Genomic DNA, 24291 nt, shown 5'->3' with positions numbered 1-24291 from the left:
ATGTCCGCAGCGGCCCTGCGCGGCCCGGCCCGCATCGAGATCAATGAGGTGGCGCCGCGCGACGGCCTGCAGATCGAGCCGGTGGTGGTGCCGACCGAGGCCAAGGTGGCCTTCCTCGACGCGCTGTCCGCTTGCGGCTTCGCGCGTATCGAAGCGACGTCTTTCACGTCCGCCAAAGCCATCCCGGCGCTGGCCGATGCCGAAGCACTGATGCACCGCATGCACCGCCAGCCCGGCGTGCGCTACACCGCGCTGGTGCCCAACCTGCGTGGCCTGGAGCGAGCGCTCTCGTGCCTGCCCGACGAGGTCAACCTGGTGATGTCGGTCAGCGAAACCCATAACCGGGCCAACCTGCGCATGACGCGCGCGCAGTCGCAAGCCCAGTTGCTGGCGATGACCGCCGAGGCGCGCGCCGCCGGCGTGCCGGTCAACGTCTCGTTGTCGACGGTGTTCGGCTGCCCGTTCGAGGGCGAGGTGGACAGCGATGCGGTGATGGCGCTGGCCGAGACCTTTGCGCAAGCCGGCGCGCAAGGCATCACGCTGTGCGACACCACCGGCATGGCTTATCCGAACCAGGTGGCGCAGACGTGCGAGCAGTTCCAGCAGCGTCTGCCGGACACCGGGCTGACCATCCACCTGCACAACACGCGCGGCATGGGGCTGGCAAATGCCGTGGCCGCATGGGAAACCGGCGTGACGCGTTTCGATGCCGCTGCCGGCGGCCTGGGCGGTTGCCCCTATGCGCCGGGTGCCAGCGGCAACGTCAGCACCGAGGAACTCGTGCACATGTTCGCCTGCATGGGCGTGCAGACCGGCGTGGACCTGCCGGCGCTGCTTGACGTCGTGGCCGGCATCCCTGCGCTGGTGGACCGCGAAAGCGGCAGCCAGCTGCTGCGCGCCGGCCCGCGCCTGCGCACGCATCAGCCGCCGGCCTGGCTGGCGGAACACTTCGCCGGCCAGGACTAGATGCCTGCGGCAAGCGCCGGCTGGAAGCCGTGGCGCCACGATAAAAAAATCAGTCAATACCGATATCGGAGACATTCCATGAAGCAAGCCTTTTCCCTCTTGCCTGCGCGCCGCAAGCTGATGGCGGCAGCCATGCTCGTCCTTGGCGGTGCCATCGCCGCAACCGCGCCGCGCGCCTTTGCCCAGGACGGCAGCTACCCGAGCCGCCCGGTCACGCTGGTGGTATCGGCCGCAGCCGGAGGCACTACCGACCTCGCGGCCCGCATGATTTCCGAGCCGCTGGCGAAGGCCCTGGGCCAGGCCGTGGTGGTGGACAACCGCCCTGGCGGCAACGGCAGCATCGCCGCGCAGGTTGTGGCGCGCGCCAAGCCTGACGGCTATACGCTGCTGGTGCAGTACTCGGGCTTCCACGTCATCACGCCGCTGCTGGTGAAGAACCTGCCGTGGGACCCGGTCAAGGATTTCGCGCCGGTGGCCAACCTGCTGTCGGCGCCGCAGGTGCTGGTGGTGCGCCAGGGATTGCCGGTCAAGTCGCTCAAGGAACTGGTGGCCTATGCCAAGAGCCATCCGGACAAGCTCAACTATGCGTCGTCGGGCAACGGCTCGCTGCAGCACGTCTCGACCGAACTGCTGAACCAGATGGCGGGGATCCACATCACCCATGTGCCATACAAAGGCACCGGCCCGGCGATGACCGACCTGCTCGGCGGCAACGTGGACATGACCATGACCACGCCGCCGCCGCTGATGGGCCATATCGCCGCGGGCAAGCTGCGCCCGCTCGTGGTGACCAGCAAGACCCGCCTGCCCAGCCTGAAGGACGTGCCGTCGGCGCCTGAGGCGGGCTACCCCGACCTGGACGTGTCGTCGTGGTTTGCCATGTACGCGCCGGCTGGCACGCCCAAGCCCGTGATCGACAAGCTCGCCGGCGAGATCGAAAAGATCATGCGTACTGAAGCCTTCCGCAAGAAGGCCGAGGAACTCGGCGCGGAAGCTGCCTTCATGGGGCCGCAGCAACTGGCGCAGTACCAGCGCGCGGAACTGGCGCGCTGGGCCAAGGTGATCAAGTCCGCCGATATCCACGCCGAATAAGCGCGGCTGGCAAGCCGATCGAAAGCAAGGCAGCGTAAGCTGGGGCCGGCTGCCGTTTGGCCGGCCTTAGGTGTTCGCCCCGATGCGGTTCGGAAACTTGTCCGATAGCATCGCACTGAGCCGCCGCGCGGCACGCCGTTTGCAGACCCCAACGGGCAGGAGAATCAAATGTATAACAAGAAATTCTGGAAACAGTTGCTGATCGCGCTGGCGTTGTTCCTGGCAGGGTGGTTCACCTTCGGCCCGGCGCAGGCACAGGGCAAGCCGGAAAAGACCAAGGTGACGATCGCCGTCGGCGGCAAGAACCTGTTCTATTACCTGCCGCTGACCATCGCGGAGCGGCTCGGCTACTTCAAGGAAGAAGGGCTGGACGTCGAGATCGTCGACTTTGCCGGCGGCGCCAAGGCGCTGCAGGCCGTGGTCGGCGGCAGCGCTGACGTGGTATCCGGTGCGTTCGAGCACACCATCGGCCTGCAGGCCAAGGGGCAGCGCTACCAGGAGTTCGTGCTGCAAGGCCGCGCGCCGCAGATCGTGCTGGTGGTGTCGAACAAGACCATGCCGGGCTTCAAGTCGATCGCCGACCTGAAGGGCAAGAAGATCGGCGTGACCGCGCCGGGCTCGTCGACCAATATGATGGCGAACTTCGTGCTGGCCAAGGCCGGGCTCAAGCCGTCGGACGTGTCGTTCATCGGCGTGGGCGCCAGCGCCGGCGCGGTGGCCGCGATGCGTTCGGGACAGATCGACGCCATGGCCAACCTGGACCCGGTGATCTCGATGCTGACGCAGAAGAACGAAGTCCGCATCGCTTCGGATACCCGCACGCTCAAGGACACGCAATCGGTGTTCGGCGGCAATATGCCGTCGGGCTGCCTGTACGCGTCGGCGGCGTTCATCCAGCAGAACCCGAACACCACGCAGGCACTGACCAATGCCATGGTGCGCGCGCTGAAGTGGTTGCAGAAGGCCGGTCCGTCGGACATCGTCAAGACCGTGCCGGAGAGCTACCTGCTCGGCGACCGCGCGCTGTACCTGGCGGCCTGGGACAAGGTCAAGGAAGCGATCTCCCCGGACGGCGTGATGCCGGCTGATGGTCCGCGCACCGCGCAGAACATGCTGCAGCAGTTCGATCCCGAACTGAAGGGCAAGGCCATCAAGCTGGAAGAGACGTACACCAACGCGTTCGTGCAGAAGGCCAACGCCAAGTACAAGTAATCCCGCGCCACCTTCGCAGCCGGCCCGCTGCGCGCAGCGGGCCTTTGCTTTGGGCGGCGGTGGCCATTCACTCACTCGATCCGGGCCGGCAGGTGCCGGCGAGGCGAACGAGACGGTTTCCCATGAGCACTCCCGCACTTTCCTTGGACAAGGTCACCTGCACCTTCGTCTCGCGAGAAGACCGCAGCCAGCGCTATACGGCGGTCAAGGACGTTACCCTGGCGATCCGGCCGGGCGAGTTCGTTTCGGTGGTCGGCCCGACCGGCTGCGGCAAATCCACGCTGCTCAATGTCGGCGCCGGCCTGCTGGAGCCGTCCAGCGGCGAGGTCCGCGTCTTCGGCGAGCCGCTGCGCGGCATCAACCAGCGCGCCGGCTACATGTTCCAGGCCGAGGCGCTGATGCCGTGGCGCAGCGCGCTCGACAACGTGGTCGCGGGCCTCGAGTTCCGCGGCGTGCCGCGTGCCGAGGCGGTGAAGCAGGGCGAGGAGTGGCTGCGCCGCGTGGGCCTGGGCGGCTTTGGCGACCGCTATCCGCACCAGCTCTCGGGCGGCATGCGCAAGCGCGTCAGCCTGGCGCAGACGCTGGTGCTGGACCCGGACATCATCCTGATGGACGAGCCGTTCTCCGCGCTCGATATCCAGACGCGCCAGCTGATGGAGAACGAGGTGCTGGACCTGTGGGCGGCCAAGCGCAAGGCGGTGCTGTTCATCACGCACGACCTCGACGAGGCGATCGCCATGAGCGACCGCGTGGTGGTGCTGTCGGCGGGGCCGGGCACGCATCCGATCGGCGAGTTCGCGATCGACCTGCCGCGCCCGCGCGACGTGGCCGAGATTCGCGACCATCCGCGCTTCGTCGAATTGCACGCCGCGATCTGGGACGTGCTGCGCGAGGAGGTCCTCAAGGGCTATGCGCAGCAGCGCAACGCCGCTTGAACCTCACGGCCAACCTGACACCGAATCCGAATTCCCATGGCATTCCGTCCTGACTCCAAGGGCATGCTGCGCGTCTGGCAGCTGCTGGTCCTGGTGGTGATCCTCGGCGTGTGGCACTTCGCCACGCGCTCCCAAGAGATCGCCTTCTTCTTTGGCGAGCCGCTGATGGTGGCGCAGCGCATCTGGAACTGGTTTATCGTCGAGCGCGATATCTACCTGCACCTAGGCGTGACGCTGCTCGAAACGGTGCTGGCCTTCGGCATCGGCACCGTGGCCGGCCTGGGCGTGGGCCTGTGGCTCGCGCTGAGCCCGCTGACCTCGGCGATCCTCGACCCGTATGTGAAGGCGATGAACTCGATGCCGCGCGTGATCCTGGCGCCGATCTTCGCGGTCTGGTTCGGCCTGGGCATCTGGTCCAAGGTGGCGCTGGCCGTGACGCTGGTGTTCTTCATCGTGTTCTTCAACGTCTACCAGGGCGTGAAGGAAGTCAGCCCGGTGGTGCTGGCCAATGCGCGCATGCTGGGTGCCAACCGCCAGCAGCTGCTGCGCCATGTGTACCTGCCGAGCGCCACGAGCTGGGTGTTTTCGTCGTTGCACACGTCGGTGGGCCTGGCCTTCGTCGGCGCGGTGGTGGGTGAATACCTCGGCTCCGCGCGTGGGGTGGGCTACCTGATCCTGCAGGCCGAGGGCACATTCGACATCAACACCGTGTTCGCGGGCATTGTGGTCCTGACGGCGTTCGCGCTGGTGCTGGACTGGATGGTCGGAACCGGCGAAAAGCGGCTGATGAAGTGGCAGCCGAAGACGGGCGAGACCGAGAAGCTCTGAGGCTAGATCAGCGGCTGGCCGCCCGGTGCCGGAAAGCGAACCGTGACGGTCAGCCCGCCGCCGGGGGTCTCGTCCAGGCCGGCGACAGCCTGGTGCAGCCTGGCGATCTCCCTGACGATCGGCAGGCCAAGCCCGGTGCCTTCCACGCCCTGGCCGCTTTCGCCGCGATAGAAGCGCCTGAATACGTCTTCGCGCTCGGCCGGGGCAATACCCGGGCCATTGTCGATCACCTGCAGCAGGGCGGCGCCGTCCGCTTCCTGCGCGACCTTGACCGTGACAGTGGCGCCATCTCCCGCATAGCGGATGGCATTGTCGATGAGGTTGGCGGTCAGTTCCTGCAGCAGTTCCATTTGACCGCGCACGGTCAGCGGGCCATCTCCCTCGAAGCCAAGATCGACCCCTTGACGGCGCGCGACCGGTGCCCATTCCAGCGCGACTGAGCGCGCCGCGGCATCCAGTGCGATATCTCGCAGGGTGGGCGAGTAACCGCTCTCGGGGTCGAGCCGTGACAGCGACAGCAGCTGCTGCACGCCCTTGGAGGCATGGCGCACGGTGCCGTGCAGCAGGCGCATGTGTTCGCGCACCCGCTCGCCATCGGGCTCGCGCAGTGCCAGTTCGGATTCGGCCTGGATCACGGCCAGCGGTGTCTTGAGCTGGTGCGCGGCATCGGCAAAGAAGCGTTTGCGGGCCTGCAGCATGCGGTGCAGGCGATCGACGTACAGATTGATCGCGCGCACCAGCGGCTTCATTTCGGACGGCAGGTCGCGGTCTTTGATCGGGTCGAGCTGGCTGGCGCTGCGCGCGGCCACCGTGTCGGACAAGCGGTGCAAGGGCCGCAGCCCGCGGCGCACGCCGAGCCAGACAATGCCCAGCGCCAGCGCCACGAGCACCAGTTCCTGCAGCAGCGAGCCGGTCAGGATTTCCCGCGCCAGCGCCTGGCGCGGCTCGATGGTTTCACCGATCACGACCCATACCAGCTGGCTGCGGGCCGAGCCCACGTCGTGGATCGGCAGGGCCTGCGCCGCCATGCGCAGCGGCTGCTCGTGGAACACCGTGTCGTAGAACACGGTCCGGTAGAGCGCCGGGCGGGCGCCTGGCGGCCCTGGAAGATCTTCGTAGCCGGTTACCGTTTGCCCGTGCTCGTCGCGCACCTGGTAAAAGACGTGCGGGCCGGCCTTGTCGTCGAACAGTTCCAGCGCCAGGTTCGGCACGTCGATCTCCAGGCGGCCGTCGCGCAGGTCGATGCCCTCGCGCATGGCGCGCAGCGATGCTTCGAGCGTGCGGTCGAAGGCCGTGTGCGCCGCCGACATGGCGCGTTCATACGTAAGGAAGGCATCCAGCGCCAGCAGTCCCAGCAGCGGCAGCAGTAGCCACAGCGACAGTTGCAGGCGCAGGCTCGGCGTCCTGCCCAGGATGCTCATGGCGCGGGACCTGGCCGCGCTTCGAGCAGGTAGCCGAGGCCCCGCAGGGTGACGATGGCCACGCCGCTGCCGTCCAGCTTCTTGCGCAGGCGGTGGATGTAGATCTCGATGGCATCCGGGTTGACCGACTCGTCGATGCCGAAAATCATCTCGGACAGGGCCGACTTGTTCACGGCCTTGCCGTCGCGCAGCATCAGCACCTCCAGCACCGAGCGCTCGCGCCGCGTGAGCTGCAGCAGTTCGCCGCCGATCGTGAACGCGTGGCTGACCGTGTCATAGTGCAGCGGGCCGCAATCAAGCTGCGTGGATTCGTGTCCGTGGCTGCGGCGGATCAGGGCGCGCGCGCGTGCTTCCAGTTCGGAGAGGTCGAAGGGCTTGGCCAGGTAGTCGTCCGCGCCCAGGTCCAGGCCGCGCACGCGGTCTTCGACCGTGCCATGGGCGGTCAGGATCAGCACGGGCATCCGGTTGCGGCGCTGGCGCAGCCGGCGCAGCACTTCAAGGCCATCCAGCCGCGGCAGGCCAAGGTCAAGGATGAGCAGCGCATAGTCCTGGGTGGCCAGCAGGTGGTCGGCGCTGCGGCCATCGTGCATGCAGTCGACCGTGAAGCCGGCCTGGGTCATGGCCTTTGTCAGGGAGTTGGCCAGCATCACGTTGTCTTCGGCAAGCAGGATACGCATCAGGGCAATTCAAGGCGGCAAGGCAGGCAGCGCGGTGGCACGGGCGGCGCTCGCAGCACGGCCAGGGTGTGCGCGTCCGTAACCCGTCACGGCGCACAGCCTTGGGGCAATTCAGTCAATCGAATGGCCCAGACTGATACAGCGAAGTGGGCAATCTTTGAAGCTAGGGAAACTCCCAGCCCCGAGTTGGCGCAACACGCGCCAAAGCGCTTTTGCCCGAAAGCGAACTGAAAGTGCCGCTCCCATACGATGCCGCCATTCCAGCGTTCCACCGCTTGCCGGATGGAACGCCATAACGACCAGGGGACAGTTGTGATGGATGTGCCGGCAGGCGGTTGCCGGCACCGGGGCGGGCACGGGGCGGCCACGACTCCATCTCGATTAGCCGCCGGCTTGCCCGGCGGACAGGATCCTCCGGCGCATGCGACTGGCATTACTACAACAAGCAACGCAAGGAGAGAAAGAATGAAACGTACGGCACTGGCACTGGCCTGCATCGGTCTGACGGGTACCGGTTCGGCCTTCGCACAGTCGAGCGTGACCATTTACGGTCTGATGGATGCGGGCGTCGAGTACGTCAACCATGCCGGGCCGAATGGCTCCGTGGTCAAGCTGACCTCGGGCGGCCGCAATACTTCGCGCTGGGGCCTGCGCGGTACCGAGGATCTGGGCGGTGGTCTGAAGGCGCTCTTCAACCTGGAAAGCGGCATCGCCATCGACACCGGCAATCTCGATACCAGCGGCACGCTGTTCGATCGCCGCGCGACGGTCGGTCTGAGCAGCAGCTATGGCCAGGTGGTGCTGGGCCGTACTTTCACCACGACCTATGACTTCATGCTGCCTTTCGATCCGATGGGCTACGCGCCGAATTACTCGTGGGCGACGTCTTCGACCGCTACCGGCGGCCGCAAGGACGGGCTGTTCTCGCGTGCGTCGAATGCCATCCGCTATGACGGCGTGTTCGGTGGCCTCAAGCTGGGCGCGACTGCCGCGATGGGGGAAGTGGCGGGTGACTTCAAGACTTCGTCCAAGTATGCCCTTGGCGTCGGCTACAACGCCGGGAAGTTCGCCGCCGCCGCGACCTGGGACCGCCAGAACGGCGCCGGCAGCAGCACCACGCCGGCCGATGCCACCGACTACATCCAGGGCATTCACGCCGGTGCCAGCTATGACTTCGGCAGCCTGTCGCTGTTCGCCGGCTACCGCAATTACAAGCGCACGCTGACCACGGGCGCGGCGTCGGAGCGCAGCGACATGTACTGGGGCGGCGCCAGCTACGACTTCACGCCGGCATTCACGCTCTATGGCGCGGTCTACAAGCAGAACATCAAGGGCGGCAATGACGCCGACCCGATCCTGTTCTCGCTGCGTGCCCAGTACTCGTTCTCGAAGCGCACGCTCGCCTATCTGTCGGCCGGCTATGCCAAGGCCCGCAATGGCCAGAATGTCAGCCTGTCGCGCGACTTCGTCGGTTTTGCCAATAGCCAGACCGGCGTGATGGCCGGCCTGCAGCACCGCTTCTGACGCATCGGGTCATGTCGATGCAGCAATCGCCGGATTGCTGATTTGAGAACTGTCTTCCGCTGCCAGTAGGGGTGTGCATTCAGGTGGAAGACAGCTTGGGGCGATTTGCCCCGACAGGGGGCGCAGCGCGTTGCCGCACGCTCTGCGCCCTGATTTTTTTGCTTCTTTCCCGCGTCAGGGAACGATCACCACCTTGCCGGTCACCTTGCGCGCTTCCATGTCCTTGAGCGCCTGAGGAGCCTGATCCAGCGAGTAGCGCGCCGAAATATGCGGGCGCAGCTTGCCTTCCTTCATCCAGCCCAGCATTTGCGCCATATTGGCCTGGTTGGCACGCGGTTCGCGCCGCACGAAATCTCCCCAGAACACACCCACCAGCGAGGCGCCCTTGAGCAGCGCCAGGTTGAGCGGGATCTTCGGGATCTCTCCGTTGGCGAAGCCGACCACCAGATAGCGGCCGCGCCACCCGATCGAGCGGAAGGCCGGCTCGGCATAAATGCCGCCAACGGGATCGTAGATGACGTCCGGGCCGTTGCCGTCGGTCAGCGCCTTGACGCGCTCGCGCAGGTCTTCGGTGCTGTAGTTGATCAGCGCGTCGGCGCCGTGTTCCTTGCAGACCGCGAGCTTTTCGTCGGTGGACGCCGCTGCGATGACGCGTGCGCCGATAGCCTTGCCGATTTCGATCGCGGCGAGGCCGACGCCGCCGGCCGCACCCAATACCAGCATGGTCTGGCCGGCCTTGAGTTCGCCGCGGTCCACCACGGCATGGTGCGAGGTGCCGTAGGTGAGGGTGAACGCTGCCGCGGTGTCGAAATCGATGCCCGGCGGCATCGGCATTACCTTGTTGGCGGGCGCTTTCACGTGCGAGGCGAAGGCACCGTTGCCGAGATAGGCAATCACGTGGTCGCCAGGCTTGACGTGGGTGACACCCGCGCCGACCGCGGTGACGATGCCTGCCAGTTCCGAGCCCGGCGTGAACGGCAGTTCCGGCTTGGCCTGGTATTTGTTCTGGATGATGAGCACATCCGGAAAGTTCACGCCGGCGGCCTTGACCTCGATGACCACTTCGCCCTGATCCGGCACCGGATCCGGCAGGGTTTCGACGCTCAGGGAATCAGGCGGCCCCCAGGCCTTGCACAGAACGGCTTTCATCTTGTCTCCGGTGATATATATGGGCGATAAATCCTGGCGCCTGCCCGCCGCGCGCGGCCAGACGGCAAGGCCAAGTGTATCGCAAATAGCACGATCGTTCTGTTCCCCCGGCTTTCACCCGTTTGCGTGGCGCCGGGCGACGCGGGACCGAGCTTTCGCGGTGCCTGGAGAGGCCGCTTGTGCAGGCTTCGTCAGGTACAATCGCGGGATGCACATCCTTCTAGCCAACGACGACGGTTATCTCGCGCCGGGACTGGCCGTCTTGCATGCCGCGCTCGCTCCGCTGGCTCGCATTACGGTGATTGCGCCCGAGCAAAACCACAGCGGGGCTTCGAACTCGCTGACCCTGCAGCGGCCCCTTTCGATCTACGAGGCGCGGGAGGGCGTGCAGAAGGGATTTCGCTTCGTCAATGGCACGCCGACCGATTGCGTGCATATCGCGCTGACCGGCCTGCTTGACGAGAAACCCGACCTGGTGGTCTCCGGCATCAACCAGGGGCAGAACATGGGCGAGGACGTGCTGTATTCCGGCACGGTCGCGGCCGCCATCGAAGGCTACCTGCTGGGGATTCCTTCCATTGCGTTCTCGCAGGTGCACAAGGGCTGGGAGCATCTCGACGCTGCCGCGCGCGTGGCGCGCGCCGTAGTCGAGCGCGCCATTGCCACGCCGCCCGCCGAGCCGTTCCTGCTCAACGTCAATATTCCGAACCTGCCGTTCGAGCATATCAAGGGCTACCGTGCCACGCGGCTCGGCAAGCGGCATCCGTCGCAGCCCGTGATTGCTCAGGTCAATCCGCGCGGCGATCTCAACTACTGGATCGGCCCGGCCGGCGACGCGCGCGACGCGAGCGAGGGCACGGATTTCCACGCGACCGCCGAGGGCTATGTTTCGCTGACGCCGTTGCAGCTCGACCTGACACATCGCGGCCAGCTCGATGCGCTTGCCCAGTGGCTGAACTAGCCATTCCCGCTGCAGTGCCTCACCCCCGATGAGCCCAACGCCCCCTCGCAGCAAGTTTCCCCTGCCGCTGGACGCGGTCGTGCAGCGCAAGCCGGAGCCGGCGCGTACTGCCGGCATGCCGGCGGTCGGCGCGCCGCGCCCGGCGAAGGCGCCGGCCAAGGTCCGCGACAAGCAGCCGTCCGCGCCCACCCCGGCCGCGAGTGCCGTGGAGGCACGCGCCTCGGCTGCGACGGCGGGTGGGGGCGGGATGGCGTCGGACCGGGCGCGCGGGGCGCTGGCGGCGCGGCTGCGCGCCGCGGGCATCCGCGACGAACGCGTACTGGCCGCCATTGGCACCGTGCCGCGCCACCTGTTCGTCGAACCGGGGCTGGCATCGCAAGCCTATGAGGACGCTGCGCTGCCCATCGGGCATCAGCAGACGATCTCAAAACCGTCCGTGGTCGCGCGCATGATCGAACTCTTGCGTGAAGGCCTGGCGACGGACACCCCCCTGGAACGCGTGCTCGAGATCGGCACCGGCTGCGGCTACCAGGCCGCGGTGCTGAGCCTGGTGGCACGTGAAGTCTTTTCCATCGAGCGCATCCGTCCGCTGCATGAGCAGGCGAAGGCGAACCTGCGGCCGCTGCGCGTGCCAAACCTGCGCCTGCACTATGGCGATGGCATGCTCGGCCTGCCGCAGGCGGCGCCGTTTTCGGCCATCATCCTTGCCGCGGCCGGCATGGACGTCCCACAGGCCCTGCTCGAGCAGCTTGCCATCGGCGGCCGCTTGATTGCGCCCGTGGCGCTGATGCCGCCGCCGGGCGCCACGGGCCAGACGGTCACGCAGCAGCTGCTGCTGATCGAGCGGCTCAATCGGCATCGCTTTCACCGGACCGCGCTTGAAGCCGTTTTCTTTGTGCCCTTAAAATCGGGCACCATCTGAGTCGAACTATGCACAAGATCGTGAACTCGCATCAATTCGCACGCGCTGGCCAGCTTGTGGCGGCTTCCGCGCTGGCGGCGCTGCTGGCCGCCTGCGCCAACTCGCCGATGCCGGCACCCGTGGTGGACCGCACCTCCACCGCGAGCACTTCCGCCGCGCCGCTGGAGCCGGCACCTCCCGGATACTATCGGGTCAAGCGAGGCGATACCCTTTACCGTATCGCGCTCGAGAACGGCCAGTCGTATCGTGATGTCGCGGGCTGGAACAATATCAGCAATGTGAACCAGATCGAGGTGGGCCAGTTGTTGCGTATTGTCCCGCCGGGTGCCGATGTCAATGCCGGCCAGGGCGTGACCACCACGCCGGTGGCGCCAGGTTCGATCCAGGGGCAGCCGCTCGACCAGGCACGTCCGGCAGGTACGCCGGCGCCGCCGCCGGCAACTGCCGCTGCGCCCGCGGCAGGTGCCGCAGCGTCCGCCGGCAGCTCCGCTCCGGTGGCGGACGGCGCCATGAAACTGGCGTGGCCGGCTACTGGCCAATTGGTCGCCAAATTTGATGACAAGGGCAATAAAGGGATCGATATTGCGGGCAAGAAGGGCGATGCCGTGCTTGCTGCCGACGACGGTCGGGTGATTCACGTTGGCCCCTTGCGCGGCTACGGGAATCTTGTCATCATCAAACACAATGAGACATTTCTTACTGCCTACGGCCACAACGAAAAGGTGCTCGTGGCAGAGCAATCAACGGTCCGAAAGGGGCAGAAGATTGCGGAGATGGGCAACAGTGATACCGACAAGGTAAAGCTTCACTTCGAGGTTCGCAAGAACGGAAAACCGGTTGATCCGATGCGGTATCTGCCGCCACAGTGAGGGTTCATGCCACGCCAGAAAACTGTCTCCACCGGAACCGTCAGCAGGGCTCGCCGTGCCAAGCAGCCGGAAGTGAAGGCTGGTGTGGCCCAGTCCGATGATCGCGTCGATGTGGATGCATTCGACAAGGACGTCGGTGCTGACCTGCTCCCCGTCACCGACGAGCCGATCGCGACCACCGCCACGGTTGGCCTGCGCGAAGCCGACTTGCTCAGCGACGACAACGATCGGCAACTGAGCGATGACGACGAGGATGAGGCGGAAGAGGACGAGGACAACGATGGCGAGAACGGCACCGAGTCAGGCGCGGCGGAGCATGATGACTTCCGGACCGTCCTGCATACGGAGCTGGCCGCCGATACGGTGCAGCACTACCTGAACCGCATCAGCATCAAGCCGCTGCTTTCCGCACCCGAGGAACTGCATTTCTCGACGCTCGCCAAGGATGGCGATTTCTCCGCGCGGCAGGTCATGATCGAGCGTAACCTGCGCCTGGTCGTGAGTATCGCCAAGGGTTATCTCAACCGTGGCGTACCGCTGCTGGACCTGATCGAGGAAGGCAATCTTGGGCTGATGCACGCGATCGAGAAATTCGATCCGTCGCGCGGTTTCCGTTTTTCCACCTACGCGACCTGGTGGATCCGCCAGAGCATCGAGCGTGCCATCATGAACCAGGCGCGCACGGTGCGCTTGCCGGTCCACGTGATCCGGGAACTCAACCAGGTGCTGCGCGCCAAGCGGCACCTCGAAAAAGGCGGCACCGACGGCCGCGACGCCAGCCTCGAAGACATTGCCCACCTGCTGGGCAAGACGCCTGACGAGGTGCAGGACGTGCTGGCGCTTAACGAACATACCACCTCGCTCGATACGCCGTTTGACCTGGACCCGGGGTCCAGCCTGCTGGACTTTCTTTCCGACGAGCACAATGCCGCGCCGGACCAGGAGGTTGCGCACCGCGAGCTCGAAGGCCTGATGAAGCTGTGGCTGGCCCGCCTGTCGGAAAAGCACCGCTATGTGGTGGAGCGCCGCTTCGGGCTCAACCACATCGAACCGGCCACGCTTGAAGAGCTGGCCGAGGAAATGGGCCTGACGCGCGAGCGCGTGCGCCAGATCCAGCAGGAAGCCCTGGTCAAGCTCAAGCGGCATTTCGCTTCGCAAGGTGTCAGGAAGGACGCTGTTCTATGACTCCTGTGCTGGTATTCGACATCGAGACCATTCCCGATGTCGACGGCCTGCGCCGTTTGCATGACCATCCCGCATCGATGAGCGACGAAGAAGTCGCCGAGCATGCGTTCTCAGCCCGCCGTGAAAAGACCGGAAGCGATTTCCTGCCGCACTATCTGCAGCGCGTGGCAGCGATTTCCTGCGTGTTGCGCCGTACACAGCGCGACGGGTCGGCCGTTTTCCATGTCGGCTCGCTGGGAACCCTGGAGGATGGCGAGGCGACGCTGATCCAGAAGTTCTACGAACTGATCGCGCGCTACAGCCCGCAGCTCGTGTCGTGGAACGGTGGTGGTTTCGACCTGCCCGTGCTGCACTACCGTGGCCTGGTCCACGGCGTGACCGCGCCGCGCTACTGGGAAATGGGCGAGGGCCGCGACGACGACAGCCGCGACTTCAAGTGGAACAACTACATCAGCCGCTACCATATGCGGCACCTGGATCTGATGGACCTGCTTGCCATGTACCAGCCGCGCGCGAGCGCGCCGCTGGATGATCTGGCCAAGCTGTGCGGCTTCCCGGGCAAGATGGGCATGGACGGCAGCAAGGTATGGCGCGCGTTCCAGGACGGCGAGCTTGAGGCGATCCGCGCGTATTGCGAGACGGACGTCGTCAACACCTACCTGATGTACTGCCGCTTCCAGCTGATGCGGGGCGGCGTGACGCCGCGCGAGTTCGACCAGGAAGTGGAGCTCGTGCAGGAATCGCTGGCCGAGCTGCCGGGTGCCCAGTGGATGGAATACCTCCAGGCCTTCCGCGTGAAGCGGCTGACGCCGGAAGACGAAGAGCTCGACTGAGCCGGCGGCTGGCCCGCCGCCGGCGCGGGCCTTCCTCAGATATCCAGTGACAGCACGATGGGCTGGTGATCCGAGTCCTTCGTCGCCGCATTCACTTCGCAACGGCAGACCTGGCCGGCGACATTCTCCGTGACAAAGACGAAATCGCACGCGAAGGGCGGCTCGGGCCATTGTTCCTTGTCGAACATGGCACAAGTGGGCGCGTGCGGCTGGCCCGGATGCCTGAGCAGCCATGCGTCGCGCCATGGCGTGGTGCCGTCGTCGAAGGGCTCCAGCATGCGTCGATAGGCAATGTCCGACGGTTTGCTGTTGAAGTCGCCGCACAGGACGGCTTCGGCTGGCCGGGGCTCCGGCGTGAACGGTCCCGGGGTCGATTCGCTGCGGCCGGGCCGGCGGGCATGGCCGCAAGCTTCGGCGTGCCAGTCGCGCAAGGCGTTGGCCTGCGCGGCACGCTGGTTCGCCGAATAGTATTCCAGGTGCGTGCAGATGACGCGCAGCCGCCTGCTGCCCGCTTGCACCGTGGCTTCCAGCGCCACGCGAGGCATCGACGCGACGTCGGGATCCGCTGGCCAGGGCAGGGCATGGCGAAATACCTCATGCACCGGTAGTCGCGTGGCGATCAGGTTGCCGAACTGGCGCGGACCGCCGTCGCTGCCGAAACGGTCGACGCCTGGGGCAAACATCACGTGATAGCCGGGCAGCAATGCCGTCAACTCCGCCACCTGGTCGGCGCCGGGTGCCCCGCGCAGGTCACCGAAACCGCGTGTGACTTCCTGCAGGCAGATGACGTCGGGGTCCGCCATCGCGCGCATGGTGGTCACGCTGCGCGACAGGTCGACGCGGCCATCGGCGCCGCGCCCCCACTGGATATTCCACGAAATCAGTTCCATGGCATCGCTCCTTGTGTGTCGCGTCGACGTTGCACAGGCGTCGCACGGCGTCTCTGGACTACAATCGCGCTTTCGCAAAACAATATGTCAGGTTTCGTCTGGTGTCCCAAGTCGTGTCCTCCCCACTAGAAACGCCCGCAACGCCGAGTGCGGCATCTGCCGCTCCGGTCGCCCCGGCCGCCGTCGCGTCGGGCGCAGATCCCGTCGTTGTCATCGACAGCCTTGACATGGAGGCCCGTGGTGTCGGCCGCCTGGTCAATGAAGACGGCACGCCCGGCAAGGTGATCTTCGTCGAGGGCGCGCTGCCCGGCGAAACCGTGAGCTACAAGAGCTTTCGCCGCAAGCCGAGTTATGAGCAGGCCCACCTGCTGGAAATCAGGCAAGAATCGGTGATGCGTGTCAAGCCAGGCTGCAAGCACTTCGGTGTCTGCGGCGGCTGCTCCATGCAACACCTGGATTCGCGCGCGCAACTCGCCATCAAGCAGCGGGTGCTCGAAGACAACCTCTGGCATTTGTCGAAGGTTCGTCCCGAAGTGATGTTCAGGCCCATTGCCGGACCGGATTGGGGTTACCGCTATCGTGCGCGCCTGACGGTGCGGTACGTGGCCAAGAAAGGCGGGGTGCTGGTCGGCTTCCACGAGCGCAAGAGCAGCTATGTCGCCGACATGACGAGCTGTGAGATTCTTCCGCCACAAATTTCCGCAATGCTGGTGCCCTTGCGCGAGCTTGTGGGCGGTCTTTCGATCCGCGACCGCATGCCGCAGATCGAACTTGCGGTCGGCCACGAGGTCACGGCACTGGTGCTGCGTATCCTGGAACCGCTGACCGATGCGGACAAGGACCTGCTGCGCGCCTTTGCGGATCAGTACAAGGTCCAGTTCTGGCTCCAGCCCAAGGGCCCGGATACCGTTGCGCCGTTCTATCCGCTTGACCGGGAACTGGCCTACACGCTGCCCGAGTTCGGCATTCGCATGCCGTTCAAGCCGACGGACTTCACGCAGGTCAATCACCAGATCAACCGTGTGCTGATCGGCCGTGCGTTGCGTCTGCTGGACGCCCAGCCGCAAGACCGGCTGCTCGACCTGTTCTGCGGCATCGGCAACTTCACGCTGCCACTGGCCACGCAGGGGCGCTCGGTCATGGGTATCGAAGGCAGCGAAGCCCTGACGACCCGGGCGCTGGCCAATGCCGGTTACAACGGGCTGGCGCACAAGACGGAATTCGCTTGCCGCAATCTGTTTGAAGTCACGGCCGAGGACATCGCCGCGCTGGGCCGCTTCGACCGCTGGCTGGTCGACCCCCCGCGCGAGGGCGCGCTGGCCGTGTGCAAGGCGCTGGGCGAGCTGGCGCAGCAAGGCAGCGACGTGCTCCCGAGCCGGATCGTCTACGTATCGTGCAGCCCCTCGACCCTGGCCCGCGATGCTGGCTTGCTGGTGCACGAGGCCGGCTACCGGCTGGTGGGCGCAGGCGTTGTGAACATGTTCCCGCATACCTCGCACGTCGAGTCGATTGCCGTGTTCGAGCGCGGGTAGGTTGGGGTGGGCTGAAATTGCTGCCCAATGAAAAAAACGCCGGCCAGATGGCCGGCGTTTTTCATCTTGCCTGTGGCTGCGTCAGTCCCGGCTGCCGCCAAAAATGCCCAGCAGGGCCAGCAGGTTCGTGAACACGTTGTAGACGTCGAGGTAGATCGCCAGCGTTGCGGTGATGTAATTGGTCTCGCCGCCATTCACCACGCGCTGCACATCGAACAGGATGTAGGCCGAGAAAATGCCGATGGCGATGACCGACACCGTGATCATCAGCGACGGCAGTTGCAGCCAGATATTGGCGACGCTTGCCAGGATCAGCAGGATCACGCCAACGAACAGGAACTTGCTCAGGCCCGAAAAATCACGCTTGCTGACCGTGGCGATGGTGGCCATCGCGCCGAATACCGCCGCAGTGCCGCCAAAGGCATACATGATCAGTGCCGGTCCGTTCGAGAACTGCAGCACCGCGCCGATCAGGCGCGACAGCATCAGTCCCATGAAGAACGTGAAGGCCAGCAGCAGGACCACGCCCATGCTGCTGTTCTTGGTCTTCTCGATGCCGTAGAAGAAGGCGAACGCAATGCCGAGGAAGAGGATCAGCGACAGGCCGGGGCTGCCTGCCATGAAGCTGAAGCCGGTCGCCACGCCGATCCATGCACCGATCACGGTGGGAATCATCGAGATGGCCAGCAGCCAGTAAGTGTTGCGCAAGACCCTGTTGCGCACGACGACATCGCTGACCGTCGACGCATTGCCGAAACCGTAGGTGTTCAGCTTGTTATCCATGGTGACTCCTGTTCTTTAACGGTGAGGCGCCGGGTCGACCCGGTGCCGACGCATCGCCAATGTGGCATCGCCTTTGCGGAATTGCAAGTGGATTAAAGTGTTGCATGAATCACTTCAATGCGATCACGGTCGAATTTGTTGCTCGTGTTTGACGTCTTTACATGTATTGCGTTCCGTGCAATGGGTGGTGTCGAAATGTGCAGGCTGTGCCATGCAGCATGCCGCGGCGCCGCATTCGGCAGCTGCGTTGGTGGCCAAGGGGGGCTGCGCTCGAAACCATCATCGTCTCGTGCTAGAATCGCACGTTTAATCCATTTGTAACCCCTTCATTTTTCGGAGTTTTTCATGGCGATCGAACGCACCCTGTCGATTATCAAGCCGGATGCCGTGGCCAAGAACGTTATCGGCCAGATCTACGCCCGTTTCGAGGCCGCCGGCCTGAAGATCATTGCTGCCAAGATGGTGCACCTGTCGCGCGGCGAAGCCGAGCAGTTCTACGCTGTCCACAAAGAGCGCCCGTTCTTCAAGGACCTGGTCGACTTCATGGTCTCGGGCCCGGTCATGATCCAGGCTCTGGAAGGCGAGAACGCCATCGCCAAGAACCGTGAGCTGATGGGCGCCACCGACCCGAAGAAGGCCGACAAGGGCACCATCCGCGCCGACTTCGCCGACAGCATCGACGCCAACGCCGTGCACGGCTCGGACGCTGCTGAAACCGCCGCTGTGGAAGTTGCCTTCTTCTTCCCGGGCATGAACGTTTACAGCCGCTGATTGTCTGGTCTTTTTCACAAGACTAGACTGAAACGGAAGTTGAGTTTGCCGTCATGAACAATCTCGTCAACCTGCTCGACCTGGATGCGGACGCGCTCACCGCCTATTGCGGGGAGCTCGGCGAGAAGCCGTTTCGTGCGCGGCAGCTGCAACGCTGGATCCACCATTTCGGTGCCAGCCGTTTCGACGCGATGTCGGATCTCGCCAAGTCGCTGCGCGAAAAGCTCGCCACGCGGGCCGAGATCCGCTCGCCGGCCGTCATCACCGACCACCTGTCGGCCGACGGCACGCGCAAGTGGCTGCTTGATGTCGGCAATGGCAACGCGGTGGAGACGGTGTACATCCCCGAGGAAACGCGCGGCACGCTGTGCGTCTCCTCGCAGGCCGGGTGCGCCGTCAACTGCCGGTTCTGTTCGACCGGCAAGCAGGGTTTCTCGCGCAACCTGACCACGGGCGAGATCATCGGCCAGCTGTGGATGGCGGAGTTCGCCATGCGCGAGCAACTGGGCCGTGGCCCCAAGGATGACCGCGTCATCTCCAATGTGGTGATGATGGGCATGGGCGAGCCGCTGCTCAATTACGACCAGGTCGTCCCGGCCATGCGGCTGATGCTGGACGACAATGCGTATGGCCTGTCGCGCCGGCGCGTGACGCTGTCCACTTCCGGCGTGGTGCCGATGATGGACCGGCTGTCGAAAGACCTGCCGGTGGCGCTTGCGGTGTCGCTGCACGCGTCCAATGACGCCCTGCGCGACGTGCTCGTGCCGCTGAACAAGAAGTACCCGCTGGCCGATCTGATGGCGGCATGCCGCCGTTACCTGGAATTCGCGCCGCGCGACTTCATTACCTTCGAATACTGCATGCTGGATGGCGTCAATGACGGCGTCCAGCATGCGCGGGAGCTGTTGAAGCTGGTGGCCGACGTGCCTTGCAAGTTCAATCTGATCCCGTTCAACCCCTTCCCCGAATCGGGTCTCAAGCGTTCCAACAACGAGCAGATCCGGCGCTTTGCGCAGGTGTTGATGGACGCTGGCATCGTGACCACGATCCGCAAGACGCGCGGCGATGATATTGACGCGGCGTGCGGCCAGCTGGCCGGGGAAGTCAAGGATCGCACCCGGCTTGCCGAGCGCGGCAAGTTCGGCAAGATCACGCCTTTGGTGCCGGTTGCCGCGACTGGCCAAGCTGGGGAGGCTCGCCCTGCATGATCCGTCTGATCGCTGCAGCCCTGCTGGGGCTGCTGATGTTGTCAGCTTGCCAGTTGCCGCAAGCGCCCTCGCAGGACCTCCAGACCACTTCCGACCAGACCGATGCCCGGCGCCGCGCCGGCATCCGGCTGCAGTTGGCCACCAATTACCTTGAGGCCGGCCAGAACAGTGTTGCGCTCGACGAGGTCAAGCAGGCAATTGCCGCCGACCCCAGCATGGGCGACGCGTACCATGTGCGCGCGCTGATCTACATGGCCATGAACGAGAAGGCGCTGGCCGACGACAGCTTCCGCACCGCGGTTTCCATGCGCGGCAATGATGGCGACCTGCTCAACAACTATGGCTGGTTCTTGTGCCAGGAAGGCCGGTATGGCGAGGCGGTTCCGATGCTCGAGCGCGCGGTGTCCGCTCCCTCGGCCGGCGGGCCCGCCAAGCCGCTGATCAGCCTTGGCGCATGCCAGATCCGCAATGGTGCTGGTGCCGAAGCCGAGAAGAACCTGAAGGCGGCGCTTGGCTACGATCGGAACAACCCGGTCGCCAATACCAACCTGGCGCTGGTTTACTACCGGCGTGGCGACCTCGCGCAGGCTCGGCAATTTGCGGAGCGAGTCAACAACAGCAAATTTGCAAGCGCGCAATCCCTCTGGCTGGGTGCGCGCATTGCGCGCCGTCAGGGCGACGCGGCGACGCAGGGCGCCCTTGTGGCACAGCTGCGCCAGCGTTTCCCCGATTCGCGCGAACTGAGCGCCTACGAACAAGGAGCATGGGATGAGTGAGCAAGAGCGCGCCGCAGGCCAGGCCGCATCGACGGGACACGTCGGCGGGGGCGCGACAGAATCTGAGCGTGAAGCCGTGGCGCGCGAGATCGGCGTGCTGCTGGCACAGGCGCGAGAATCGCAACGGATGTCCATCGAAGACGTGAGTGCTCGCCTGAAAGTTGCCACGTCGAAGCTGACTGCAATTGAAGGCGGCCAAGTCGATGCGCTTCCCGATATCACCTTTGCCAAGGGCGTGATGCGTGCTTACGCGCGCATGCTGCACGTCGACGTGGACGTCTTGCTCGCGCGGTTCCACCCGCGGCCGGTCCAGGTCACGGAGATGGCGCGCCAGCGCGAAAGCGGCCTCAACGAGACGTTCGACGACCGCAGGCGCTTTGGGTCCCGCCGGGGCACGGGTGCCGGCGGGCGCTGGGTCTGGCTGGCACTGGTGGTGGCCGGCGTGGCCGCGGGCGGCTGGTTCGGGCTCGACCATATGAAGCAGTGGCTGGAAGCGCGCAATAGCGCCGCTGAGGCCACGCACGCCGAAGTGCGGGAGCAGCCGGCTCAGACATCCGACTCTGGCACCGTGACGGCGGCGCTTCCGCCGGTCATGGCCGGTGCTGACTCCCCGGCGCCGTCCGAGGCATTGCCTGCCAGCGCGCCGGCGGTTGCTGCTAGCGACGTGGCCGTGCCCGTGCCGGCTGCGGCGGCAGCCCCGGCGGCGCTCACTGCCAAAGCGGAACCGGCATCGGCACCCGCGCCGGCCACGGCCGCTGCGCAGGGTGAACTGCAGATCAAGTTCTCGGCCGACACCTGGTACGAGATCCGCGACCGCAGCGGCAAGGTCGTCCTGGGCGGCACCGCCAAGGCCGGCCAGGAAGTCGCGGGTGGCGGCACGGCGCCCTACAAGGTGACCATCGGCAACGTGAAGGGTGTGGAGTCGATGAGCCGCAACGGCACGCCGGTCGACTTGAAGGCGGCAAACCGCAACAACGTCGCGCGCCTGACGCTGCCCTGACGCGGGCCCGGCACGGTGCATCATTGCGAGGTGGTAACGCTATGAACGAACAGCTTTGTCTTCCCGTCCTGCCGGGCCCGCTGCCGCGCCGCTCGACGCGCCAGGCGCGCATCGCCTGGGGCGATAACATCGTCACCATCGGTGGCGGGGCGCCGGTGCGGGTGCAGTCGATGACCAATACGGATACCGTCGATGCCATTGGCACGGCGATCCAGGTCAAGGAACTGGCGCGCGCAGGGTCCGAGATTGTCCGCATCACCGTCAACACGCCCGAGGCGGCTGCGGCCGTGCCGCATATCCGCGAGCAGCTCGACCGCATGGGCGTCAACGTGCCGCTGGTGGGAGACTTCCACTACAACGGCCACAAGCTGCTGCAGGACCATCCAGCCTGCGCCGAGGCGTTGTCGAAGTACCGCATCAACCCCGGCAATGTCGGGCAGGGCGCCAAGCGCGACACGCAGTTCGCGCAGATGATCGAGATGGCCTGCCGGTACAGCAAGCCGGTGCGCATCGGCGTCAACTGGGGCAGCCTGGACCAGGATCTGCTCGCGCGCATCATGGACGAGAACGCCGGCCGTGCCGAACCCTGGCCCGCGCAGAGCGTGATGATCGAGGCGCTGATCACCTCGGCGATCGATTCGGCGAAGAAGGCCGAGGAAATCGGCCTGCCGGGCAGCCAGATCATCCTGTCGTGCAAGGTTTCGCAGGTGCAGGAACTGATCGCGGTGTACCGCGAACTGGCGCGCCGCTGCGACTATGCACTGCATCTCGGGCTGACCGAGGCGGGCATGGGCAGCAAGGGCATCGTGGCCTCGACGGCGGCGCTGTCGGTGCTGCTGCAGGAAGGCATCGGCGATACCATCCGCATTTCGCTGACGCCCGAGCCGGGCGCGCCGCGCGAGAAGGAAGTCTATGTCGGCCAGGAAATCCTGCAGACCATGGGCATGCGCAACTTCACGCCGATGGTGATCGCGTGCCCGGGTTGCGGCCGCACCACCAGCACCGTGTTCCAGGAGCTGGCGGCCAGCATCCAGGCGTATCTGCGCGAACAGATGCCGCAGTGGAAGACCGCCTACCCCGGCGTCGAGGAGATGGATGTGGCCGTGATGGGCTGCATCGTCAACGGTCCGGGCGAGAGCAAGCACGCCAATATCGGCATCTCGCTGCCGGGCTCGGGCGAATCGCCGGCGGCGCCGGTGTTCGTGGATGGCGTCAAGGTGAAGACGCTGCGCGGCGAGCGCATCGCCGAAGAATTCCAGGCGATCGTCGACGAGTACGTTCGCACGCATTACGGTCCGGGCGCAGCACGAGCAGAGAAGGAAGCGGTGGCCTGAGCCGGCATTGGCCGGTCCACCCCAGCAAGATAACGACAGAATGACGCAAAACGAGAATCCGTCCGCGCAAAGCGGCGCCAAGGCAGAAGACAAGGCACGCCCCGCCAAGGCATTGCAGGGCGTGAAGGGCATGAACGACATGCTGCCCGCGGATGCCCCGCTGTGGGAGCATTTCGAGAACGCCGCGCGCGCCATGCTGCGGGCCTATGGCTACCAGCAGATCCGCACGCCGATCGTCGAGCATACCCAGCTGTTCGTGCGTGGCATCGGCGAGGTGACGGATATTGTCGAGAAGGAAATGTATTCCTTCACCGATTCGCTCAATGGCGAGCAACTCACGCTGCGCCCGGAAGGCACCGCGGCGGCCGTGCGCGCCACCATCGAGCACAACCTGCTGTACGACGGCCCGAAGCGTCTGTGGTACACCGGCCCGATGTTCCGCCACGAGCGTCCGCAGCGCGGCCGCTATCGCCAGTTCCATCAGCTCGGCGCCGAGGCGCTCGGCTTTGCCGGCCCGGACGTGGATGCCGAGATCATCCTGATGTGCCAGCGCCTGTGGGATGATCTGGGCCTGACCGGCGTGCGGCTGGAGATCAATTCGCTGGGCCAGGCGCATGAGCGCGCCGCGCACCGCGAAGAGTTGATCAAGTACCTGGAACGGTTCCAGGAGATCCTGGACGAGGATGGCAAGCGCCGCCTTTACACCAATCCACTGCGCGTGCTCGACACGAAAAATCCCGCACTGCAGGAAATGGCGGCCAACGCGCCCAAGCTGATCGATTTCCTGGGCGAGGAATCGCTGGCCCACTTCGAGGGCGTGCAGCGCCTGTTGAAGGCCAACAACATTCCGTACAAGATCAATCCGCGCCTGGTGCGCGGGCTGGACTATTACAACCTGACGGTGTTCGAGTGGATCACGGACAAGCTTGGCGCGCAGGGCACCATTGCCGGCGGCGGTCGCTATGATCCGCTGATCGCGCAGATGGGCGGCAAGCCGGCGCCGGCCTGCGGCTGGGCCATGGGTATCGAGCGCATCATCGAGCTGATCCGCGAGGAAGGCGTGGTACCGGACGCGGTGGGCTGTGATATCTACCTCGTGCACCAGGGTGAAGCCGCGGCCCAGCAAGCCATGGTCGCTGCCGAGCGCCTGCGCGATGCCGGACTGGACGTAGTGCTGCATGCCACGACCGACGGCAAGAGCGGCAGCTTCAAGTCGCAGATGAAGCGCGCCGACGCGAGCGGCGCGGCGTACGCCGTGATCATCGGCGAGGACGAAGTCGCTGCCGGCGTAATGCAGGTGAAGGAACTTCGCCAGGGCGCGCAGGCCGAAGGCGGCGGCCAGCAGGCGCAAGTGCCTGCCGAGGGCCTGGTCGACTACCTGATCGACGCGATGGTCGGCGCCAGCGAATAACAGTAGCGCTGC

The 24291-nt window shown here is 65.4% G+C and carries 23 protein-coding genes; 18 read left to right on the top strand and 5 right to left on the bottom strand.

Annotation, left to right across the window (positions count from 1 at the left end):
* From AC3FNH_RS03365 to AC3FNH_RS03345, 5 genes are all read left to right on the top strand, one after another.
* The gene (locus tag AC3FNH_RS03365) at positions 1-966 is read left to right on the top strand and encodes a hydroxymethylglutaryl-CoA lyase (protein WP_488719090.1); all 966 of its coding nucleotides are present in this window, start codon (positions 1-3) and stop codon (positions 964-966) included.
* A 120-nt stretch (positions 967-1086) separates the two neighbouring features.
* Positions 1087-2058 (top strand): Bug family tripartite tricarboxylate transporter substrate binding protein, encoded by a 972-nt coding sequence (locus tag AC3FNH_RS03360; RefSeq protein ID WP_488719089.1) that lies wholly within the window; start codon positions 1087-1089, stop codon positions 2056-2058.
* Positions 2059-2226: 168 nt separating this feature from the next.
* On the top strand, positions 2227-3270 hold the full coding sequence (locus AC3FNH_RS03355) for an ABC transporter substrate-binding protein (RefSeq protein WP_276100081.1): 1044 nt from the start codon (positions 2227-2229) through the stop codon (positions 3268-3270).
* Between the two features lie 122 nt (positions 3271-3392).
* Entirely contained in the window at positions 3393-4205 is an 813-nt protein-coding gene (locus AC3FNH_RS03350) for an ABC transporter ATP-binding protein (RefSeq protein WP_276100082.1), read from the top strand.
* 36 nt (positions 4206-4241) lie between these two features.
* Positions 4242-5033, top strand: coding sequence for an ABC transporter permease (locus AC3FNH_RS03345; protein ID WP_211945123.1), 792 nt, complete (start codon positions 4242-4244; stop codon positions 5031-5033).
* Positions 5034-5035: 2 nt separating this feature from the next.
* Here AC3FNH_RS03345 and AC3FNH_RS03340 read toward each other — a convergent pair whose 3' ends face one another.
* Together AC3FNH_RS03340 and AC3FNH_RS03335 are read right to left on the bottom strand one after the other, a co-directional pair.
* Positions 5036-6454 (bottom strand): sensor histidine kinase, encoded by a 1419-nt coding sequence (locus AC3FNH_RS03340; protein WP_488719061.1) that lies wholly within the window; start codon positions 6452-6454, stop codon positions 5036-5038.
* Positions 6451-7131, bottom strand: a complete 681-nt coding sequence (locus AC3FNH_RS03335) for a response regulator (RefSeq protein WP_488719060.1) — start codon at positions 7129-7131, stop codon at positions 6451-6453. The genes AC3FNH_RS03340 and AC3FNH_RS03335 overlap by 4 nt, the downstream gene beginning before the upstream one ends.
* A 465-nt stretch (positions 7132-7596) precedes the next feature.
* Here AC3FNH_RS03335 and AC3FNH_RS03330 point away from each other — a divergent pair, with 465 nt between their 5' ends.
* Complete coding sequence (locus AC3FNH_RS03330; protein WP_276100084.1) at positions 7597-8655, top strand: porin; 1059 nt, start codon at positions 7597-7599, stop codon at positions 8653-8655.
* 174 nt (positions 8656-8829) lie between these two features.
* On the opposite strand, the gene AC3FNH_RS03325 is transcribed toward AC3FNH_RS03330, so the two are convergent.
* Positions 8830-9804, bottom strand: coding sequence for an NADPH:quinone oxidoreductase family protein (locus AC3FNH_RS03325; protein ID WP_488719059.1), 975 nt, complete (start codon positions 9802-9804; stop codon positions 8830-8832).
* 208 nt (positions 9805-10012) lie between these two features.
* On the opposite strand from AC3FNH_RS03325, the gene surE reads away from it, so the two are divergent.
* Genes surE through AC3FNH_RS03300 form a run of 5 tightly spaced genes read left to right on the top strand, consistent with a single transcriptional unit; the run spans position 10013 to position 14574 of the window.
* Positions 10013-10765: a 5'/3'-nucleotidase SurE gene (gene surE, locus AC3FNH_RS03320; protein ID WP_276100086.1), complete on the top strand. Its 753-nt coding sequence runs from the start codon at positions 10013-10015 to the stop codon at positions 10763-10765.
* A 28-nt stretch (positions 10766-10793) separates the two neighbouring features.
* Complete coding sequence (locus AC3FNH_RS03315; RefSeq protein ID WP_276100087.1) at positions 10794-11687, top strand: protein-L-isoaspartate(D-aspartate) O-methyltransferase; 894 nt, start codon at positions 10794-10796, stop codon at positions 11685-11687.
* An 8-nt stretch (positions 11688-11695) separates the two neighbouring features.
* Complete coding sequence (locus AC3FNH_RS03310; protein WP_488719058.1) at positions 11696-12556, top strand: peptidoglycan DD-metalloendopeptidase family protein; 861 nt, start codon at positions 11696-11698, stop codon at positions 12554-12556.
* A 6-nt stretch (positions 12557-12562) separates the two neighbouring features.
* A complete protein-coding gene (gene rpoS / locus AC3FNH_RS03305; protein WP_488719057.1) occupies positions 12563-13741 on the top strand; it encodes an RNA polymerase sigma factor RpoS in 1179 nt (392 codons plus the stop codon).
* Positions 13738-14574, top strand: a complete 837-nt coding sequence (locus AC3FNH_RS03300; RefSeq protein ID WP_276100090.1) for a 3'-5' exonuclease — start codon at positions 13738-13740, stop codon at positions 14572-14574. Before rpoS ends, AC3FNH_RS03300 begins: the two co-directional genes overlap by 4 nt.
* A gap of 35 nt (positions 14575-14609) precedes the next feature.
* Here the strand turns inward: AC3FNH_RS03300 and AC3FNH_RS03295 are convergent, their stop codons facing one another.
* Positions 14610-15464 (bottom strand): endonuclease/exonuclease/phosphatase family protein, encoded by an 855-nt coding sequence (locus AC3FNH_RS03295; protein WP_488719056.1) that lies wholly within the window; start codon positions 15462-15464, stop codon positions 14610-14612.
* Positions 15465-15691: 227 nt separating this feature from the next.
* On the opposite strand from AC3FNH_RS03295, the gene rlmD reads away from it, so the two are divergent.
* Positions 15692-16996, top strand: coding sequence for a 23S rRNA (uracil(1939)-C(5))-methyltransferase RlmD (gene rlmD / locus AC3FNH_RS03290; protein ID WP_488719055.1), 1305 nt, complete (start codon positions 15692-15694; stop codon positions 16994-16996).
* A gap of 81 nt (positions 16997-17077) precedes the next feature.
* Here the strand turns inward: rlmD and AC3FNH_RS03285 are convergent, their stop codons facing one another.
* The gene (locus AC3FNH_RS03285) at positions 17078-17779 is read right to left on the bottom strand and encodes a Bax inhibitor-1/YccA family protein (protein ID WP_488719054.1); all 702 of its coding nucleotides are present in this window, start codon (positions 17777-17779) and stop codon (positions 17078-17080) included.
* A gap of 345 nt (positions 17780-18124) precedes the next feature.
* On the opposite strand from AC3FNH_RS03285, the gene ndk reads away from it, so the two are divergent.
* The 6 genes from ndk to hisS are packed head-to-tail and all read left to right on the top strand — an operon-like array spanning position 18125 to position 24279.
* On the top strand, positions 18125-18550 hold the full coding sequence (ndk, locus tag AC3FNH_RS03280) for a nucleoside-diphosphate kinase (protein WP_276100094.1): 426 nt from the start codon (positions 18125-18127) through the stop codon (positions 18548-18550).
* Positions 18551-18603: 53 nt separating this feature from the next.
* Positions 18604-19758, top strand: coding sequence for a dual-specificity RNA methyltransferase RlmN (rlmN, locus tag AC3FNH_RS03275; RefSeq protein ID WP_276100095.1), 1155 nt, complete (start codon positions 18604-18606; stop codon positions 19756-19758).
* Positions 19755-20534 carry a type IV pilus biogenesis/stability protein PilW gene (pilW, locus tag AC3FNH_RS03270; RefSeq protein ID WP_276100096.1) on the top strand — a complete coding sequence of 260 codons (780 nt, stop codon included), beginning with the start codon at positions 19755-19757 and terminating at the stop codon, positions 20532-20534. The genes rlmN and pilW overlap by 4 nt, the downstream gene beginning before the upstream one ends.
* Complete coding sequence (locus AC3FNH_RS03265; RefSeq protein ID WP_276100097.1) at positions 20527-21534, top strand: RodZ domain-containing protein; 1008 nt, start codon at positions 20527-20529, stop codon at positions 21532-21534. The genes pilW and AC3FNH_RS03265 overlap by 8 nt, the downstream gene beginning before the upstream one ends.
* Positions 21535-21575: 41 nt before the next feature.
* Positions 21576-22868: a flavodoxin-dependent (E)-4-hydroxy-3-methylbut-2-enyl-diphosphate synthase gene (gene ispG / locus AC3FNH_RS03260; RefSeq protein ID WP_276100098.1), complete on the top strand. Its 1293-nt coding sequence runs from the start codon at positions 21576-21578 to the stop codon at positions 22866-22868.
* A gap of 40 nt (positions 22869-22908) precedes the next feature.
* A complete protein-coding gene (hisS, locus tag AC3FNH_RS03255) occupies positions 22909-24279 on the top strand; it encodes a histidine--tRNA ligase (protein ID WP_276100099.1) in 1371 nt (456 codons plus the stop codon).
* The last annotated feature ends 12 nt before the right edge of the window (positions 24280-24291 follow it).

The sequence above is a fragment of the Cupriavidus sp. 22TCCZM01-5 genome, from assembly GCF_057798915.1.
Note: the sequence above shows the minus strand (reverse complement) of the source record. Positions and strands in the feature narration are given on the sequence as shown.

Coding starts and splice junctions, on each gene's coding strand:
- AC3FNH_RS03355 (WP_276100081.1), top strand. CDS start 2,227: ATGTATAACAAGAAATTCTGGAAACAGTTGCTGATCGCGCTGGCGTTG.
- AC3FNH_RS03360 (WP_488719089.1), top strand. CDS start 1,087: ATGGCGGCAGCCATGCTCGTCCTTGGCGGTGCCATCGCCGCAACCGCG.
- AC3FNH_RS03325 (WP_488719059.1), bottom strand. CDS start 9,804: ATGAAAGCCGTTCTGTGCAAGGCCTGGGGGCCGCCTGATTCCCTGAGC.
- AC3FNH_RS03335 (WP_488719060.1), bottom strand. CDS start 7,131: ATGCGTATCCTGCTTGCCGAAGACAACGTGATGCTGGCCAACTCCCTG.
- AC3FNH_RS03340 (WP_488719061.1), bottom strand. CDS start 6,454: ATGAGCATCCTGGGCAGGACGCCGAGCCTGCGCCTGCAACTGTCGCTG.
- AC3FNH_RS03265 (WP_276100097.1), top strand. CDS start 20,527: ATGAGTGAGCAAGAGCGCGCCGCAGGCCAGGCCGCATCGACGGGACAC.
- AC3FNH_RS03310 (WP_488719058.1), top strand. CDS start 11,696: ATGCACAAGATCGTGAACTCGCATCAATTCGCACGCGCTGGCCAGCTT.
- AC3FNH_RS03365 (WP_488719090.1), top strand. CDS start 1: ATGTCCGCAGCGGCCCTGCGCGGCCCGGCCCGCATCGAGATCAATGAG.
- AC3FNH_RS03295 (WP_488719056.1), bottom strand. CDS start 15,464: ATGGAACTGATTTCGTGGAATATCCAGTGGGGGCGCGGCGCCGATGGC.
- rlmD (WP_488719055.1), top strand. CDS start 15,692: ATGGAGGCCCGTGGTGTCGGCCGCCTGGTCAATGAAGACGGCACGCCC.
- surE (WP_276100086.1), top strand. CDS start 10,013: ATGCACATCCTTCTAGCCAACGACGACGGTTATCTCGCGCCGGGACTG.
- ispG (WP_276100098.1), top strand. CDS start 21,576: ATGAACGAACAGCTTTGTCTTCCCGTCCTGCCGGGCCCGCTGCCGCGC.
- AC3FNH_RS03285 (WP_488719054.1), bottom strand. CDS start 17,779: ATGGATAACAAGCTGAACACCTACGGTTTCGGCAATGCGTCGACGGTC.
- rlmN (WP_276100095.1), top strand. CDS start 18,604: ATGAACAATCTCGTCAACCTGCTCGACCTGGATGCGGACGCGCTCACC.
- rpoS (WP_488719057.1), top strand. CDS start 12,563: ATGCCACGCCAGAAAACTGTCTCCACCGGAACCGTCAGCAGGGCTCGC.
- AC3FNH_RS03345 (WP_211945123.1), top strand. CDS start 4,242: ATGGCATTCCGTCCTGACTCCAAGGGCATGCTGCGCGTCTGGCAGCTG.
- pilW (WP_276100096.1), top strand. CDS start 19,755: ATGATCCGTCTGATCGCTGCAGCCCTGCTGGGGCTGCTGATGTTGTCA.
- ndk (WP_276100094.1), top strand. CDS start 18,125: ATGGCGATCGAACGCACCCTGTCGATTATCAAGCCGGATGCCGTGGCC.
- AC3FNH_RS03330 (WP_276100084.1), top strand. CDS start 7,597: ATGAAACGTACGGCACTGGCACTGGCCTGCATCGGTCTGACGGGTACC.
- hisS (WP_276100099.1), top strand. CDS start 22,909: ATGACGCAAAACGAGAATCCGTCCGCGCAAAGCGGCGCCAAGGCAGAA.
- AC3FNH_RS03315 (WP_276100087.1), top strand. CDS start 10,794: ATGAGCCCAACGCCCCCTCGCAGCAAGTTTCCCCTGCCGCTGGACGCG.
- AC3FNH_RS03300 (WP_276100090.1), top strand. CDS start 13,738: ATGACTCCTGTGCTGGTATTCGACATCGAGACCATTCCCGATGTCGAC.
- AC3FNH_RS03350 (WP_276100082.1), top strand. CDS start 3,393: ATGAGCACTCCCGCACTTTCCTTGGACAAGGTCACCTGCACCTTCGTC.